This window comes from Nonomuraea sp. B1E8 (assembly GCF_039871515.1).
GTDB lineage: Bacteria > Actinomycetota > Actinomycetes > Streptosporangiales > Streptosporangiaceae > Nonomuraea.
In genome coordinates this window covers 1,701,043-1,717,085 of the sequence record NZ_JBDPLS010000001.1, presented here as the reverse complement: position 1 = coordinate 1,717,085, position 16,043 = coordinate 1,701,043, and the positions used below count along the sequence as shown (strand labels likewise).

The following is a 16,043-nucleotide window of genomic DNA, read 5'->3' as shown; positions in this document are numbered from 1 at the left end:
TTAGACCCACCCGAGGGGGAACACGGTGGCAAGACACGATCGAGAAGAATCTCTCGAGGAACAGCTGGCCTGGCTTGACGCGATCAAGGAGACGGAGGAGACCCCCGTCTCTGTCAGCGTCTCGACCGCGTCTGCCGACGAGCCGGTCGCCTCGCCGTACCCCCAGGACCCGTGGTCGCTGGTGCCCCAGCAGCACGAGACGCCGACCCCGCCGCTGTTCCGCGCGGCCGTCGACTCCGTGTACGGCACGGCAGCGGCCGAGAACGTACCCGAAGGGGAGAGCGAGGCCGGGGAGTGGCTCGGTGAAGCCGGAGTCGCCAAGAAGGAGGAGCCGCCCGCGCCGCCCGCGGACGACCCCTTCAACACCCCGCTGAAGCCGCTGCCGCGCCCCGACGACACCGAGACCTTCACGCTGTCGTTCGCGCCGCCGGAGACGGCCGGCAAGGACAAGACGGCGGAGCCGGCGGACGATCCGTGGCCCACGCCATCCGAGTGGCCGCCGCCCGCTGAGCCGTCCGCGTCATCCCCGTCCCCGGCGCCGTCCACCCAGCCGGCCGAGGGATCGGCTGTGGAGGATCCGCTGACGGCCCGGCAGCCGGCCGCGGCAGAGGAGACCTCACGCGCGGAGGAGACCTCACGCGCGGAGAAGCAGGCGGAGGAGAAGCCGGCCGACGAGGAGAAGCCCGCCTGGGAGAGCACGCTCCCCAAGAGCGAGCCTCCGCAGTGGTCCTCCGGATCCGAGCAGACCCTTCCAGGGAACGAGGCCCCGCGGTGGACCGGTTCCGACGAGACCCTGCCGCGGAACGAGAGCCCGCGGTGGGCCGACTCCGGGCCGCAGTGGACCGGTCCCGAGCCGCGGGCCGACTCCGGGCCGCAGTGGACCGGTCCCGAGCAGCGGGCCGACTCCGGGCCGCAGTGGACCGGCTCCGAGCAGCGGGCCGAGCCCGAGCAGCAGCCAGAGGAGCGTCCGCAGCCCGATGAGCGCTCTCCGTGGGCCGAGCCGGTCCAGGAGGACCGTCCTCGGCACCAGGACCGTCCCCTGCGGCTGGAGCGCTCCCAGCGCCAGGACCGCCCGCCCCACGACGATCAGCGGCGGGAGCGTCCCGCCGAGCAGGAGGGTTCGCCCTGGGCCGACCAGCCCGACTGGCGCCCCGCGGACCGGGACATCCCGCCGGCGCCGCCGCGTCGCCGCCCCGCCCCGGCGCCCGTCTTCAGCGCCCCGCCCAGACCCCCGGTCACCGGGAGGCCGACGGCCGAGAGCCTCGACCCGGAGTCCCTGCTCCGCGGACGGCGTAACGCTCCTTCCAAGGGGTGGCGCCGCGTGGTCTACAAGGCGTCGGGAGGCTGGATCAAGCCGGGCGAACCCCCAGAGGTGCGCCGCCGCCGCGAGCTCGTCACCAGGGCCCGCACTCCGGTGACCGCCGGGCACCACCGCGTGGCCGTGCTGAGCCTCAAGGGCGGAGTGGGCAAGACCACGACCACGGTCGGCCTGGGCGCCACCCTCGCCCAGATCCGCGGCGACCGCGTCATCGCCGTGGACGCCAACCCCGACAGGGGCACGCTCTCCGACAAGCTCGTCCTGGAGACCTCGGCGACCGTGCGTGACCTGCTCAACGAGCGCGACCAGGTCAAGCGCTACGTCGACATCAGGGCGTTCACCTCGCAGGCGCCGTCGCGGCTGGAGGTGCTCGCCTCCGACCGTGACCCGTCGGTCTCCGAGGCGTTCAGCGGCGACGACTACCAGGACGTCTCCCAGGTGCTGGAGAACTTCTACTCCATCTGCATCACCGACTGCGGCACCGGCCTGCTCCACTCCGCCATGGGCGGCGTGCTCGGGCTCGCCGACCAGATCGTGCTGGTCAGCTCCCCGTCCGTGGACGGCGCCAGGGCGGCGTCGGCGACGCTCGACTGGCTGGAGGCGCACCATTACGGCGATCTGGTGAAGAACGCGACCGTGGTGCTGTGCAGCGTCAGGCCGCGCTCGAAGTCGGCGGTCGACATCAAGAAGCTGGAGGCCCATTTCGCCGCCAGGTGCCGAGCGGTGATCCGGGTGCCGTACGACCCGCACCTGGAGGAGGGCGCGGAGATCGACCTGGACCGGCTCCAGGAGCCCACCAGGGACGCCTACCTGCAGCTGGCCGCCAGCGTGGGCGACGGCTTCGCGGGCGTCCCCGAGTGATGCCCCGGGCGCCTGCCTAGCGGCAGGCGTCATCCGTCCCGTGAGACGCAATAGGCTCAGGCGACAGGTCGGGCGAAGTGGGATCGGGGGACGGGTGAGCAAGTCGTTCGTGCACCTGCACGTGCATACCGAATACAGCATGCTGGACGGTGCGGCCAAGATCAAACCGCTGTTCAAAGAGGCAGCGCGGCTCGACATGCCGGCCATCGCCATGTCGGACCACGGCAACATGTTCGGTGCGTACGAGTTCCAGAAGGTGGCGAAGGACAGCCCGGTCAAGCCGATCATCGGGATCGAAGCGTACGTGGCGCCCGGATCCCGGTTCTTCAAGAAACCGGTCTTCTGGGGTTCTCGCGCGGAGACCGGTGTCGCGGACGGCGAGGGCGGCAAGGACGTCTCCGGCGGCGGCCGGTTCACCCACATGACCATGTGGGCGAAGGACGCGGACGGGCTGCGTAACCTGTTCCGGTTGTCGTCGCTGGCCTCGGTCGAGGGCTACTACGGCAAGCCCCGCATGGACCAGGAGCTGGTCTCGCAGCACGCGGCCGGGATCATCGCCACCACCGGCTGCCCGTCCGGCGCGGTGCAGACGCGTCTGCGGCTCGGCCAGTACGACGAGGCCGTCAAGGTCGCCGGCGAATACCAGGAGATCTTCGGCAAGGAGAACTACTTCCTGGAGTTGATGGACCACGGCATCGACATCGAGCGGGAGGTGCGGGCCGACCTGCTGCGGCTGGCCAGGCAGCTCGACATCCCGCTGCTGGTCACCAACGACTCCCACTACGTCACCGAGGACCAGGCCGACGCCCACGACAGCCTCCTGTGCGTCGGCGTCGGCAAGAACAAGGACGACCCCAACCGGTTCCGGTTCAACGGCTCGGGCTACTACCTCAAGCCCGCCGACGAGATGTACGCGCTGTTCTCCGAGCTTCCGGAGGCGTGCGACAACACGCTGCTCGTCGCCGAGATGGTCGGCGACTACAGCGACGTGTTCGCCCAGGTGGACCGGATGCCCGACTACCCCGACGTGCCCGAGGGCGAGACGCAGGAGTCGTGGCTTCGCCAGGAGGTGGAGCGCGGCCTGGAGATGCGGTACGGCGCCCCGGTCCCCGCCGAGGTGATGGAGCGGTACGAGACGGAGATGAAGGTCATCGGGCCGATGGGCTTCTCCTCCTACTTCCTCGTGGTGGCCGACATCTGCCGCTACGCGCGGGATAACGGCATCCCGGTCGGTCCCGGTCGTGGCAGCGCCACCGGATCGATCGTCGCCTACGCCACGCGGATCACGGAGCTCGACCCGCTGGAGCACGGCCTGCTGTTCGAGCGGTTCCTGAACCCGGAGCGGATCAACCCGCCGGACGTCGACCTCGACTTCGACGACCGCCACCGGGACCGGATGGTCAACTACGTCACCGACAAGTACGGCAGCGCGATGACCGCGCAGGTCAACACGTTCGGCACGATCAAGGCCAAGGCCGCCGTCAAGGACGCGTCGCGCATCCTCGGCTATCCGTTCGCCGTCGGCGACAAGATCACCAAGGCGATGCCGCCGGACGTCATGGGCAAGGGCGTCCCCCTGGCCGACATGTTCAACGAGGACCACCCGCGCTACAACGAGGGCGGCGAGATCCGCGCGCTGTACGAGAGCGACCCGGACGTGAAGAAGGTGATCGACACCGGCCGCGGCATCGAGGGTCTGATCCGCGGCACCGGTGTGCACGCGGCCGCGGTCATCCTGTCCTCGGCGCCGCTGATGGACCTGATCCCCCTGCACCGGCGGGACAAAGACGGTGTGATCATCACCGGGTTCGACTACCCGTCGTGTGAAGACATGGGCCTGGTCAAGATGGACTTCCTGGGGCTACGCAACCTGGGCATCATCGACCACGCCATCAAGATCATCGAGCAGAACCGGGGCATCACGCTCGACACCCTGACGATCCCGCTCGACGACGCGAAGACGTACCAGCTCATGGCGCGCGGGGACACGCTGGGCGTGTTCCAGCTCGACGGCGGGCCGATGCGCCAGCTCCTGAAACTCATGGAGCCGACCCGGTTCGAGGACATCGCCGCCGTACTCGCCCTGTACCGGCCGGGCCCGATGGCGGCCAACGCGCACACCAACTACGCGCACAGAAAGAACGCCCGGCAGGACATCGAGCCCATCCACCCGGAGCTGAAGGAGGCTCTGGAGCCGATCCTCGGCCCGACGTTCCACCTGCTCGTCTACCAGGAGCAGATCATGGCCGTCGCACGCGAGCTGGCCGGTTACACCCTGGGCGGCGCCGACCTGCTGCGCCGCGCCATGGGCAAGAAGAAGAAAGAGATCCTGGACGCGGAGTTCGCCAACTTCCAGAAGGGCATGCGCGGCAACGGCTACAGCGACGACGCCATCCAGGCCCTGTGGGACGTCATGCTGCCGTTCTCCGGCTACGCCTTCAACAAGTCCCACACCGCCGGATACGGCCTGGTCGCCTACTGGACCGCGTACCTGAAGGCCAACTACCCCGCCGAGTACATGGCCGCCCTGCTGACCTCCGTGGGAGACGACAAGGACAAGGCGGCCGTCTACCTCGCCGAGTGCCGCAAGATGGGCATCCAGGTCCTGCCTCCGGACGTCAACGACAGCCAGCTCGACTTCGTCGCGGTCGGCGACACCCAGGTGCGGTTCGGCATGGGCGCGGTCCGCAACGTCGGTGAGAACGTCGTCGAAGCGATCGTCAAGGCCCGCAAGGAGAAGGGCCTCTACCGGGACTTCAACGACTTTCTCGGCAAGATCCCGCTGGCCGCCTGCAACAAGCGGGTCATCGAATCGTTGATCAAGGCAGGGGCGTTCGACTCGCTCGACCACCCGCGCAAGGGCCTGCTCATGGTTCACGAACAGGCCGTCGACCAGGTCAGCGGCATCAAGAAGCAGGAAGCGCACGGCCAGGACTCGCTGTTCGGCGGGCTGGCCGACGCGGGCGCCGACGACGCCTTCACCGTCACGGTCCCCGACACGGAGTGGGACAAGAAGACGAAGCTCGACTTCGAGCGGGAGATGCTCGGCCTGTACGTCTCCGATCACCCCCTGGCCGGCACGGAACGGCTCCTGGCCAGGAACCGCGACACCACGATCGCCGACCTGCTCGAATCCGGCCGCGACGACCGCGGCGACGTCAGCGTGTGCGGCCTCGTCACCAAGGTGGACAAGAGGGTCAACAAGGCCGGCAACCTCTGGGCGATCGCCACGGTCGAGGACATGGACGCCGCCGTCGAGTGCCTGTTCTTCCCCAAGAGCTACGTGTTGTACGCCGACTCGCTGCGTGAGGACAGCGTGGTGGCCGTCCGCGGCCAGATCAACAACCGGGACGGCGCCATCAGCATCTTCGCGACGGATCTCACCCTGGTCGACGTGTCCGGCGTCAACAGTGACGGCGCCCCGATCACCCTCCTGCTCAGGGAGGAACGCGTCACCCCGCAGTTGCTGGAGGAGCTCCGGCAGGTGCTGAAGCTGCACGAGGGCAAGGTGCCGCTGCACATCAACCTGAAGCGCCCGGCCGGGAAGACCATGGTGCTCGCGGTGCCGGACTTCCCCGTCAACGCGGAGCCCAGCTTCGCCGCCGACGTGAAGGCGCTGCTGGGGCCGGAGGCGATCACGTTGTGAACCGGCGGGAGACCCCGGGCCTGTGTGGGTCCGGGGGCCTGGGACATCACCTGGCGGAGGGTGTGGGATTCGAACCCACGAGGCCATCGCTGACCTGGCCGCTTTCAAGGCGGCTGCACTCGTCCACTATGCGAACCCTCCTGTGCGGAACCCACGATAGCGGCTGTGGTGGCAGGGGTGTACGTTCAGCGTGATCTGGCGTGGAACCCCGGGCGTTTGCGCCCGGGAGGAAACGACAGCGCGGGAGGGCTCCCAGGCCCGAGCGGTGCTCTGACAGTCGGTCTCTGCGGGTGGCTCAGCCTGGCCGCTTCTGGCTCTCGACGTACTCCTTGATGATCGACGTCCGCCGACGGCTGACGCGCCTCGGGGCCGCTGTCCACAGGGTCGCGTCCACCGACCGCTGACCCGCTTCGCCCGGGCCCCTGGCGGGGCCTACGTGCCGAGCTGGGCCAGCAGCCACTTCGGGCCCATGGTCTCGGCGCCCAGCGCGCCGACCCGCTCCTTCAGCCCTCGGTCGGCGGTGACGACGACCATGCGCTGCCACGGCCTGGCCCTGCGCACGACGTCGACGATCGCGTCGTCGCCGCTGCCGGTGGCCGCGACCACCTGGATGCCCGGCACGTCCGGCGCGTTCCGCGCCGCGCCCTCGACGACCGCCACCATCCTGGGGAACCACTGGGCCAGCACCGGATGCGCCAGCCGGTGCCGTGAGACGTCCTGGAGCAGGCGGGTCGCGGCGCCGAGCCGGTCGTTCCACCAGCCGTGCTCGGCCCGCGCGCCGACGACGTTGGCCACGTCGAGCACGATGATCTCGGGTTTGATCGCCGCCTGCACCTCGCCCCAGGTCGCGGCGAAGCCCGGATGGAGGTTCCTGCCGGTGACCTCGGGCAGCGGCAGCCAGCGCAGTTCGTCGCTCTCGGCGTTGGCGGGCGCCGCGGCCAGCAGCTCGGCCGACTCGGCGATCACCGTCTCGAACGCCCACCCGCCGTGGTCGTCGAGGTAGACGCCCTGCACGCGGAGCGCGTCGCCGGCGAGCGCTGCTTCCTCGCGGGCCTCGCGCAGCGCGCTGGTGACGGCGTCCTCGTGGCTGTCGCGGGCTCCGCCCGGCAGGCCCCACGTGCCGCCGTGGTGGCTCCACACGGCGCGTTTCTGCATGAGCACGTGCGGGACGCCGCGGTCGTCATGGTGGACGACGAGAAGCCCCGACGCGCCGTGGATGCCCCAGTGGCGGTGCCCCAGGGCGCATTCGGTCCAGCCGTCGCCGTCTCTGGCCGTCATGGCGTGATGCTCAGCCTCCGCCCTTGGAGAAATGCTGGTAGTCCTTGGTGCCCGACCAGTAGCCGCCCCACTCCCAGCCGACCCGGGCGAACGCCTTGACGACCTTGTCACCAGGATTTATCACACCTTTACCCTTAGTTGGGCGCTTAGTGAACTTTTTCGCATTCTGGTGTGCGGTGTTGCCACTGGCGGTGACATATGGGTTCTCGCGGGGATTGATGTCTATTGCTTCCCCGTAGGCGTGATTGGACCAATTGCTCGATCCGGTGGCCCGGCGGCAGTTGAAGGCGGAGGTGTTGTCGGCGTCGATCGAGTCGTAGTCGTCCGCCTTGTACGCGTCGACCAGCTTCATCTTCCTGATCGGCCAGCGCTGGTCGTACAGCTTCTCGAAGACCGTCACGATGTCGTCGGTGACCGTCTTGCGCACCACCAGCTCCCCGGTGTGCGGCTTGTCGTCGAACCCCCAGTACGTCAGCGTGACCAGCCGCAGGTCGCGGTAGGAGACCGGGCAGCCGGCCTTCCAGGAGTACGGCAGGCGGTCGCGGGTGACCCGCGAGACCTTGGCGCTGAACGGCGGCGGGTCTGCCGGCGTGGGCGTGACGGCCACGGGCCTGGACGTCTCGTGTGCCGGATCGGACGCGGGAGGGACGGGAACGGAGGTCGCGGGCGAGGCGCCCTGCTCCTGAGCCCCGCACGAAACGGACGCGAGCACCACGAACGCCATGGCGGCAGTACGTTTCATCTGGCCACCATATGCGACGTCGGAGCAGGTCAGGGGACGATCAGCACCGTACGGCGAGCCCGTTTGGCCAGCTTGGCCGCCACCGAGCCGCCCAGGCGGGAGCGCGAGCGGCCCACCACGATGGCGTCGGCCACGGTAGGCGCCGGCCTTCCCACGGCTCCCCGTGAGGGTGGTCCGTGCCACCGCCGAACACGGCTGGTCTCTCGTCAGGTGTCGGCGTGCCTGCCGCGGCGGGTGAGCTCGCGCAGGGCGTCGGCCACGTAGAACACGAGGGACACGAACGCGAGCGCGGCGATCGAGCCGCCGAGCCACAGGTCGTTGACGGTCGCGTCCGCGTAGGCCGCGCCGCGGGGCTGGTAGCCGACGACGAACGGGGCCGCGACGAGCCACAGGCCGCCGAGGAACAACAGGACGAGGGCGGATACGCCCACCTTGGCCTTCACCGGTTCTCCTCCACTCCCATCAGGGAGCCCTTGCCGTTCGGGCGAGGGGTGTTGTTCAGGTCCTCACGCAGCGCCTCGACGAGCGGGGCGAGCAGGGTGGCCAGTTCCGCGGACGACGCCTGCGGCGCGGGGGCCGGCACCGGCTCGGGCGCCGGCTCGGGGGCGCGCTGCCTGACCTCCACCAGGCCGCGGGCCACCAGGTCCGCGTGGATGGCCAGCGCGAACGCGATCGCGCCCGCCAGGCCCACGACGGCCACGCCGAGGCCGGTGAAGAACTCGGAGCGGGTGGCGTCCGTCCAGTCGCCGGCCTCCGGCTGGGTGCCGAGGGCGAAAGGCGCGATCATCAGCCACAACCCGGCCAGGGTGGCCAGGGCGGCCGTGACGGCGCCGACAAACGTGCGAATCATTGCGAGATTCCTCTCGTGACAAGGTCTTTCTCCGGTGGCGCGGCCTGCGCGATCAGGGCGCGCGAGGTGGGCCGCAACACGTCCTGGGCGACCGACCTGGCCCGTTCCCGCTCGGAGCGGCCGTCCGGCGGCGCCATCCTCGCGACCGCGGCGAGCAGCGCGGAACGCTGGCCGTTCGTCCGCTCGATGCGCTGGGCCACGAGCTCCAGCAGCAGCCCGGCCAGCACCAGGTCGTCCTTGCTGAGCGGCTTGGGCTCGGGCGCCGCCGCCATGGTCGACCCGCGCAGCGGCAGCTCCTTGAGGAAGATCGTGGCCACGAACCCGAGCAGGGCGATGGGCACGCCCACCATGAACACGGTCTCCAGGCCGCGCGTGAACGACTCCAGCACGATGTGCTTGATCGGCTCGGGCAGCCGCTGGATGGCGTCGGGGCTGCCGAGCTTGACATCGGAGCCGCCGGGCAGCGCGATGTTCGCGGCCCTGAGCATCTCGGCCATCTCGTCCTTGAGCCGGTTGGTCAGGATCGCGCCGAACGCGGCCACGCCGACGGCGCCGCCCAGCGAGCGGAAGAACGACACACCCGACGTGGTGGAGGCCATGTCACGCGGCTCGGAGCCGTTCTGGGCGGCCAGGATGAGCATCTGCATGGACATGCCGAGCCCGGTGCCCAGCACCGCGACGTCGAACCCGATGAGCCACTCGCTGGAGTCGACGTGCAGCCTGGACAGCAGGAGCAGCCCGGCGGCCACCACCAGCAGGCCCGCGACCGGGAACAGCTTCCACCGGCCGGTCTGGGTGACGATCTTCCCGGAGATCACGCCGGACACGAACAGCGCCGCCACCATGGGCAGCGTCATCAGACCCGAGTCCGTCGGGCTGAGGCCCTTGACGATCTGCAGGTACTGCGGCAGGTAGATCATGGCGCCGAACATCGCCACGCCGACGAACAGCGAGGCGAGGCTGGTGAGCACGAACGTACGGTTGCGGAACAACCGCGGCGGAAGGATCGGGTCGCGCGCGGTCCGCTCGGACAACACGGCGAGCGCCAGCATGAGCAGGGCGATCGCGGCGAGGAAGTACGTCCACGCAGAGTTCCACTCGAACTCGTTGCCGCCGAGCGTCAGCAGCAGCATGAGCGCGCTCGCGCCGGCGGTGATGGTCGTCGCGCCCCAGATGTCGACCGAGGTCTCCCGCTTGACGACCGGAAGTTTCAGCACCTTCTGGATCACCAGGAAGGACACGATGGCGAACGGCACGACGACGTAGAAGCACCAGCGCCAGCCCAGCCAGTCGGCGTCCACGATGAACCCGCCGAGCAGCGGGCCCGCGACCGTGGAGATCCCGAAGACCGCTCCCATGTAGCCGGAGTAGCGGCCGCGCTCTCGGGGCGAGACGATGTCACCGAGGATCACCTGGGACAGCGCCGACAGGCCGCCGACGCCCAGCCCCTGTACGGCCCGCGCCGCGATGAGCTGCCCCATGTCCTGCGACATTCCGGCGAGGACCGACGCGGCCACGAACAACCCCAGGGCGGTCTGGAAGAGCAGCTTGCGCCCGAACAGGTCGGACAGTTTGCCCCACAACGGTGTGGAGACCGTCATCGTCAGCATGGTCGCGCTCGCGACCCACGAGTACTGATCCTGACCGCCGAGTTCCCCCACGATCGTCGGCAGCGCGGTGCCCACCACGGAAGTCGAGATCATCGACGTGAGCATCGCGAGCATCAGCCCGGACATGATCTCGAGGATTTCGCGGTGGGTGTACTGCCGCTTCGTGGGGGTCGCGGTATGTGCCTGGGCTACCAAGACACCACATCCCCCCTGAAAAAGTCGTGACCCAGTGGAGTATACGTTCGTTTACTAGCCGTGCGGCAAGTGGGTCGGCGGGTCGCGCGCCGCCGCCGACTAGAGTTCTGGTGTGACTCCTCCGCTCCCTGAAGGGAGCGGCTTCTCGCTAAGCCGCTTCCGCAGCCTGGCGAAGGGCAAGCCCTGCCCTCACGATGTTGACCGCCGCATTCACGTCGGCGTGCGCGGCATGCCCGCACGCCGTACAGGCGAAGTCGGCCTGGGTGACGCGGTTCTCCTTCGCGCTGTGCCCGCAGCGGGCGCAGGTGCGGGAGGTGCCGGCGGGGTTCACCGCGATCAGCGTGCGACCGGCGCTTTCAGCCTTGTGCGCGAGGATCGTCAGGAACACCCCCCAGCCCGCGTCCAGGATCGACCGGTTCAAGCCGGACTTGGCGGCGACATTCCGGCCGGGAGCTTCGATCCTGCCGGACGCCGAGCGGGTCATGTTCGCGATCCGCAGGTCCTCGTGCACGATCACGTCATAGATGCGGACCAGGGCGAGCGCGGCCTTGTGCGCGCCGTCCAGACGTTGCCTGCGTACCTTGGCGTGCAGCGCGGCCACGCGGGCCACCGCCTTGCGCCGCCGCTTGGAACCCCGCCTCTTCCGGGCCAGAGCCCGCTGAGCGGCGGCCAGCCGGCCGGCGGAGGCGGCCAGGTGACGGGGGTTGCTCAGATGCTGTCCGTCGCTGGTCGTGACGAGCGACGCCACGCCCATGTCGATCCCCGCGACCGCGCCGGCGGCGGGCAGCGGTCCGGCGGGCACGTCGTCGCACGACAGCACCACGAACCCTCGGGAGACTCTGATGGACGGCCAGGCAACGGAGGCGGGAGCCAGGCCGCGCGACCGGGAGGCCACGCGCGAGCGCATCCTGCAGGCGGCCCGCACCTTGTTCGGCGAGCAGGGCTACGAGACGGTGACCGTCCGCATGATCGCCGCGGCGGCCGAGGCCAACGTCGCCCTGGTGGGCCGCTATTTCGGCTCCAAGGCCGGGCTCTTCCACGCTGTCCTGCAGGGCGAGCCGACGCTCAACACGTTGTTCGAGGGTGACGCGGAGGCTTTGCCGCGCAAGCTGGCCGAATACGCCGCCGAGCGCATGCGGCGACCGCCGGACAGCCCGATCCTGCGGGCGCTCGAACGTTCCGCGGCCCACCCCGAGGTACGGGCCGTGGCCCGTGAGCGCCTCGTCACCGCCGTGCTCGATCCCATCGCCGAGCGACTCGACGGCCCCGACGCGCAGGTCAGGGCCCGCATGGCCACCGCGGTCTTCCTCGGCATCGGCGCCACCCGCCGCCGCCTCGGCCCGCGGGAACCCACGCGGGCCGACGTCGACCGCCTCACCGCGGTCTTCGAGGCGTGCTTGGCCGGCTGAAAGTTTCAGCTCCCGTGGCGGCTCTGACCTGGGGTGATGGCGTGGTGATCGATCCGATGTCTTGGTGCGGGCGGTGACGGCTCCCTACCATCCGGGGTGCCGGTGGGAGCGCTCCCACATGACGGACGGAGTAAAACCCATGTCTCGCAGGAAGCCCCTGTTGGGGGTGCTCCTCGCCGCGGCCGCCACGGTCGCCGCGGGGGCGGTCGTCCTCTCCTCGTCCACAGCCAGGGCCGCCGACTCCGCTTTCTACGTGGATCCCCAGACGAACGCCGCCGAATGGGTGGCCGAGAACCCGGGCGACAGCCGTACCCCCGTGATCAGGGACCGGATCGCCGCCGTGCCGCAGGGCAGGTGGTTCGCCACGTACAACCCCTCGACCGTGCGCGGCCAGGTCGACGCGTACGTCGGCGCGGCAGCGGCGGCGGGCAAGAACCCCATCATGGTCGTATACGCCATGCCGAACCGCGACTGCGGCGGCCCCAGCGCGGGCGGCGCCCCCGACCACTCCGCCTACCGGGGCTGGATCGACCAGATCGCCGCCGGGCTCGGCGGCCGGCCGGCGACCATCGTGCTGGAGCCCGACGCGCTGGCGATCATGTCCAACTGCATGAACTCCTCCGAGCAGGCCCAGGTCCAGGCCTCCATGGCGTACGCGGGCAAGAAGTTCAAGGCCGCGTCGTCGCAGGCCAGGGTCTACTTCGACATCGGGCACGACGCCTGGCTGTCCGCCTCGGAGGCCGCGACCAGGCTGAACGGCGCCGACGTGGCCGGCAGCGCCGACGGCATCGCGGTCAACACCTCCAACTACCGCTCCACACCCGGCCTGGTGTCGTACGCGAAGAACGTGATCGCGGCGACCGGCGTGTCCGGACTGAAGGCGGTCATCGACACCAGCCGCAACGGCAACGGCCCCTCCGGCAGCGAGTGGTGCGACCCGCCCGGACGCGCGACGGGCATCTGGAGCACCACGGACACGGGTGACGCGGCGATCGCCGCCTTCCTGTGGGTCAAGCCGCCCGGCGAGGCCGACGGGTGCATCGCGACCGCCGGGCAGTTCGTGCCGCAGCGGGCGTACGACCTGGCCATGGCCGCGCCCTCGCCCACGGTCAGCCCCACGGTCACGCCGACCGTGACGCCCACCGTGACGCCCACGGCAGGCCCCGGCGGGTGCACGGCGACGTACAAGGTGACGAGCGAGTGGCAGGGCGGCTTCCAGGGCGAGGTCACCGTCACGAACACGGGCTCGTCGCCGATCGGCGGCTGGCAGGTCGGCTGGACGTTCCCCAACGGGCAGACGATCTCGCAGCTCTGGAACGGCACCCTGTCCGGCGGCGGCGGCGGCTCCGTCTCCGTCACCAACCTCGGCTGGAACGGTGCCGTGGCGGCGGGCGGCAGCACCACGTTCGGCTTCCTCGCCTCTCACAGCGGCCAGAACGGCACACCGTCCACCCTCACCTGCACCGCCTCCTGATCATTCGCCGGGCCCGACCGGGCCCGGCGAAATATCCGCGCCCCGCACGATGTTGCACAGAGCCATCCGCACTCCTCGAAAGGCGCGTACCCATGGCTCTGCCGCTGTCCATTCTTGATCTTGCGCACATCGGCGAGGGCGAGACGGCGCGCGACAGCTTCACCGCGAGCGTGGCGCTCGCCCAGCGCGCGGAAGAGCTCGGCTACCAGCGCATCTGGTACGCCGAGCACCACAACATGCCGAGCATCGCCTCCTCCGCGACCAGCGTGCTGATCGCCCACGTCGCCGCGCACACCAGCACCATCCGCCTCGGCGCCGGCGGCGTCATGCTCCCCAACCACGCGCCGCTGACCATCGCCGAGCAGTACGGCACCCTGGAGACCCTCCACCCCGGGCGCATCGACCTCGGCCTCGGGCGGGCGCCGGGCAGCGACCAGCAGACCTTCCGGGCCCTGCGCCGCAGCCCCGCCTCGGCCGACTCGTTCCCGCAGGACGTGCTCGAACTCCAGGGCTACCTGACGGGCGAGTCCCGCATCCCCGGCGTCGAGGCCACGCCCGGCAAGGGCACCGACGTGCCGCTCTACATCCTCGGCTCCTCGCTGTTCGGCGCCCAGCTCGCGGCGGCGCTCGGCCTGCCGTACGCGTTCGCCTCGCACTTCGCGCCCAACGCGCTGGAGGAGGCCGTGGCCGTCTACCGGCGCGACTTCAAGCCGTCCGCGCAGCTCGACCGGCCGCACGTCATCGCGGCGCTCAACGTGATCGCCGCCGAGACGACGGAGGAGGCCGAGGAGCAGTTCCTGGCCTCCAAGCGGCTCAGGGTGACCCGGTTCCTCGGCCGGGGGCGCACGTTCACGCAGGAGGAGGCCGACATGATCCTGGAGTCGCCGGCCGGGCAGCAGATCGTGCAGATGGCCAAATACTCCGCCGTCGGCAACCCGGCCGAGGTCGAGGCGTACGTCACCCGCTTCGCCGGGCACGCCCAGGCCGACGAGCTGATCGTCGCGTTCTCCGCGGTCGACAGGAAGGCCTGGATGCGCTCGGCCGAGCTCCTCGCGGAGGTCCACGGGCTGCGCGCCTGAGAGCGGAGTCAGTCGGCGACGAGGCGCATCCTGGGGCCCTCGCGCTCGCGCTGCCGCCGCACCACGTACGTGCCTGGCGCGCACCCCGTGCCTCCGTGCTCGGGGTGCAGCAGGTAGACGGTGGCGTGCGCCTGGAACATGCCGATCGCCAGCCGGTCGGAGTCCAGCACCTCGTTCGTCCACAGGCACGTTCCGGGGTCGGCGACGAGCGTGTGCGGGTTGCCGCCGGCCTCGCCGCGCAGCAGTTCGACGCCCGCCGACGGCACGGGTTCCCACTCGGCGTCGTGCCGGGCCCTGACCGAGCCGGCGACCATCGCGAGCGGGATGACGATGAGGTCGCCCTGGGCCTGGAGGCCGTCGACGACGGGGATGCGGACCGACTGCTCGAGGTGGTCGAGCACGGTGAGCCCGGTCCGCCGGGTCAGGGAAGCAAGAGTCACGTTCATGGTCATCACCTCAGGTTCTGCGCTGGAGCAGGGAGTAGTGCTCGGCGGACAGCCCGTAGGTCCAGCCGGCGGCGGCGATCGGGTCGTCGAAGGCCGGCACGGTGAGCCCGTAGCGGCGCCGGTGGCCGTCGCGTTCGACGGATCCGTTGACGGCGAGGAGCACCCTCGTTCCCCCTCGCATGTCGTAGAGCCGCAGCTCGCAGCCGGGATTGCCAGGGTCGGGCGCGGTGGCGACGAGCCGTAGCCCGGCCCGGTCGACGTACGCGGCCCAGCCCATGTGCTCGATCGCGCACCGCCTGACCTCGACGTTCGGCTCGTCCGCGATCCGCCGCACGCTCGGATCCGTGATCACCCAGGCGGGCACGGGCATGCCGTGCCAGGCGTGCAGGTCCCAGCCGTCCCCGTACCGCACGGCCGGGCCGTCCGCGCGGTGCGGCCGGACCTCGCCGTTCTCGCCGCACACCTCGGTGTGCAGGGCGACGGGACGCTCGGAGACCACGCACGTGTCCTCCCTGGGCCACCACCAGCCGCACGACGTGGTCGCGGCGGTCCACAGGCCGAGGTGGCGCCGCTGCTCGCCGGTGAAGACCGCGCCGGCGGCACGGCGCAGCGCGTCGTACTCGGCGATCCAGGAGACGTACAGCGTGTCGTACCAGCCGCGCCGGAGCACCGGCGACTCGTGCGCCGCGTTCAGCGCCGGGACGAGGGTGCTGGTGACGGACCGCTGGAGCGGGAAGAACGTCGTACGGCGGATGAGCCGGTCGAGCGGCTGCAGGCGCGGTCTGGCCCGCGCGTCGAGCTCGTGGCGCAGCGTGCTCGCCAGCGTGGACAGCCGTCTGGGCACGGGCCATTCGGCCAGGCGGTCGATGCTCTCCCGGGCGCGGGTCCCCGGCGGCGCGGTGGCCAGGGCCTTGGCGGGCGACGAGACCCAGTGGAAACGGGGTGGGGGCAGGCCGATCAGGCGGTAGAGCCCCGTGATGGCGGCCTCTGCGGCCGGACGGTCGGCGGGCCGCGTCGACAACGCCCGGCCCAGCCATGCTTCGCGGATTGCGGCAGCTTCCCGCTGCGCGTGGACGCTCACCGGATGCGGGTGGCGTCGTCCTTTCTCACGATCATGAATGAATGGTGACAGATC

13 protein-coding genes, 1 tRNA gene and 1 pseudogene are annotated in these 16,043 nt (G+C 70.4%); 5 read left to right on the top strand and 10 right to left on the bottom strand.

Going from position 1 to position 16,043, the window contains the following annotated elements; genetic code table 11:
* Positions 1 to 25: 25 nt before the first annotated feature.
* Both ABGA98_RS08330 and dnaE read left to right on the top strand, forming a co-directional pair.
* Positions 26 to 2,179, top strand: a complete 2,154-nt coding sequence (locus ABGA98_RS08330; RefSeq protein ID WP_347617562.1) for an AAA family ATPase — start codon at positions 26 to 28, stop codon at positions 2,177 to 2,179.
* 94 nt (positions 2,180 to 2,273) lie between these two features.
* Positions 2,274 to 5,825, top strand: coding sequence for a DNA polymerase III subunit alpha (gene dnaE, locus ABGA98_RS08325; protein WP_347617561.1), 3,552 nt, complete (start codon positions 2,274 to 2,276; stop codon positions 5,823 to 5,825).
* Positions 5,826 to 5,876: 51 nt separating this feature from the next.
* Here the strand turns inward: dnaE and ABGA98_RS08320 are convergent.
* From ABGA98_RS08320 to ABGA98_RS08285, 8 genes and pseudogenes are all read right to left on the bottom strand, one after another.
* Positions 5,877 to 5,966: transfer RNA gene (locus tag ABGA98_RS08320), tRNA-Ser, on the bottom strand.
* Between the two features lie 291 nt (positions 5,967 to 6,257).
* Positions 6,258 to 7,103, bottom strand: coding sequence for an NUDIX hydrolase (locus ABGA98_RS08315; protein ID WP_347617560.1), 846 nt, complete (start codon positions 7,101 to 7,103; stop codon positions 6,258 to 6,260).
* 10 nt (positions 7,104 to 7,113) lie between these two features.
* Positions 7,114 to 7,845, bottom strand: a complete 732-nt coding sequence (locus tag ABGA98_RS08310; RefSeq protein ID WP_347617559.1) for a M15 family metallopeptidase — start codon at positions 7,843 to 7,845, stop codon at positions 7,114 to 7,116.
* A 29-nt stretch (positions 7,846 to 7,874) separates the two neighbouring features.
* Positions 7,875 to 8,030, bottom strand: a pseudogene (locus ABGA98_RS08305) (hypothetical protein); the annotation flags it as partial.
* Between the two features lie 21 nt (positions 8,031 to 8,051).
* Entirely contained in the window at positions 8,052 to 8,288 is a 237-nt protein-coding gene (locus ABGA98_RS08300; RefSeq protein WP_347617558.1) for a hypothetical protein, read from the bottom strand.
* Positions 8,285 to 8,695, bottom strand: coding sequence for a hypothetical protein (locus ABGA98_RS08295; RefSeq protein ID WP_347617557.1), 411 nt, complete (start codon positions 8,693 to 8,695; stop codon positions 8,285 to 8,287). The genes ABGA98_RS08300 and ABGA98_RS08295 overlap by 4 nt, the downstream gene beginning before the upstream one ends.
* On the bottom strand, positions 8,692 to 10,500 hold the full coding sequence (locus ABGA98_RS08290) for an MDR family MFS transporter (protein WP_347617556.1): 1,809 nt from the start codon (positions 10,498 to 10,500) through the stop codon (positions 8,692 to 8,694). The genes ABGA98_RS08295 and ABGA98_RS08290 overlap by 4 nt, the downstream gene beginning before the upstream one ends.
* Before the next feature lie 148 nt (positions 10,501 to 10,648).
* Positions 10,649 to 11,323, bottom strand: coding sequence for a transposase (locus ABGA98_RS08285; RefSeq protein ID WP_347617555.1), 675 nt, complete (start codon positions 11,321 to 11,323; stop codon positions 10,649 to 10,651).
* A gap of 19 nt (positions 11,324 to 11,342) precedes the next feature.
* Here ABGA98_RS08285 and ABGA98_RS08280 point away from each other — a divergent pair, with 19 nt between their 5' ends.
* From ABGA98_RS08280 to ABGA98_RS08270, 3 genes are all read left to right on the top strand, one after another.
* Positions 11,343 to 11,909 (top strand): TetR family transcriptional regulator, encoded by a 567-nt coding sequence (locus ABGA98_RS08280; RefSeq protein WP_347617554.1) that lies wholly within the window; start codon positions 11,343 to 11,345, stop codon positions 11,907 to 11,909.
* A gap of 139 nt (positions 11,910 to 12,048) precedes the next feature.
* Positions 12,049 to 13,383, top strand: coding sequence for a glycoside hydrolase family 6 protein (locus tag ABGA98_RS08275; RefSeq protein WP_347617553.1), 1,335 nt, complete (start codon positions 12,049 to 12,051; stop codon positions 13,381 to 13,383).
* A gap of 92 nt (positions 13,384 to 13,475) precedes the next feature.
* A complete protein-coding gene (locus ABGA98_RS08270) occupies positions 13,476 to 14,462 on the top strand; it encodes an LLM class flavin-dependent oxidoreductase (RefSeq protein ID WP_347617552.1) in 987 nt (328 codons plus the stop codon).
* An 8-nt stretch (positions 14,463 to 14,470) separates the two neighbouring features.
* Here ABGA98_RS08270 and ABGA98_RS08265 read toward each other — a convergent pair whose 3' ends face one another.
* Positions 14,471 to 14,908, bottom strand: coding sequence for a hypothetical protein (locus tag ABGA98_RS08265; protein WP_347617551.1), 438 nt, complete (start codon positions 14,906 to 14,908; stop codon positions 14,471 to 14,473).
* 10 nt (positions 14,909 to 14,918) lie between these two features.
* The gene (locus ABGA98_RS08260) at positions 14,919 to 15,989 is read right to left on the bottom strand and encodes a DUF6745 domain-containing protein (RefSeq protein WP_347617550.1); all 1,071 of its coding nucleotides are present in this window, start codon (positions 15,987 to 15,989) and stop codon (positions 14,919 to 14,921) included.
* Between the last annotated feature and the right edge of the window lie 54 nt (positions 15,990 to 16,043).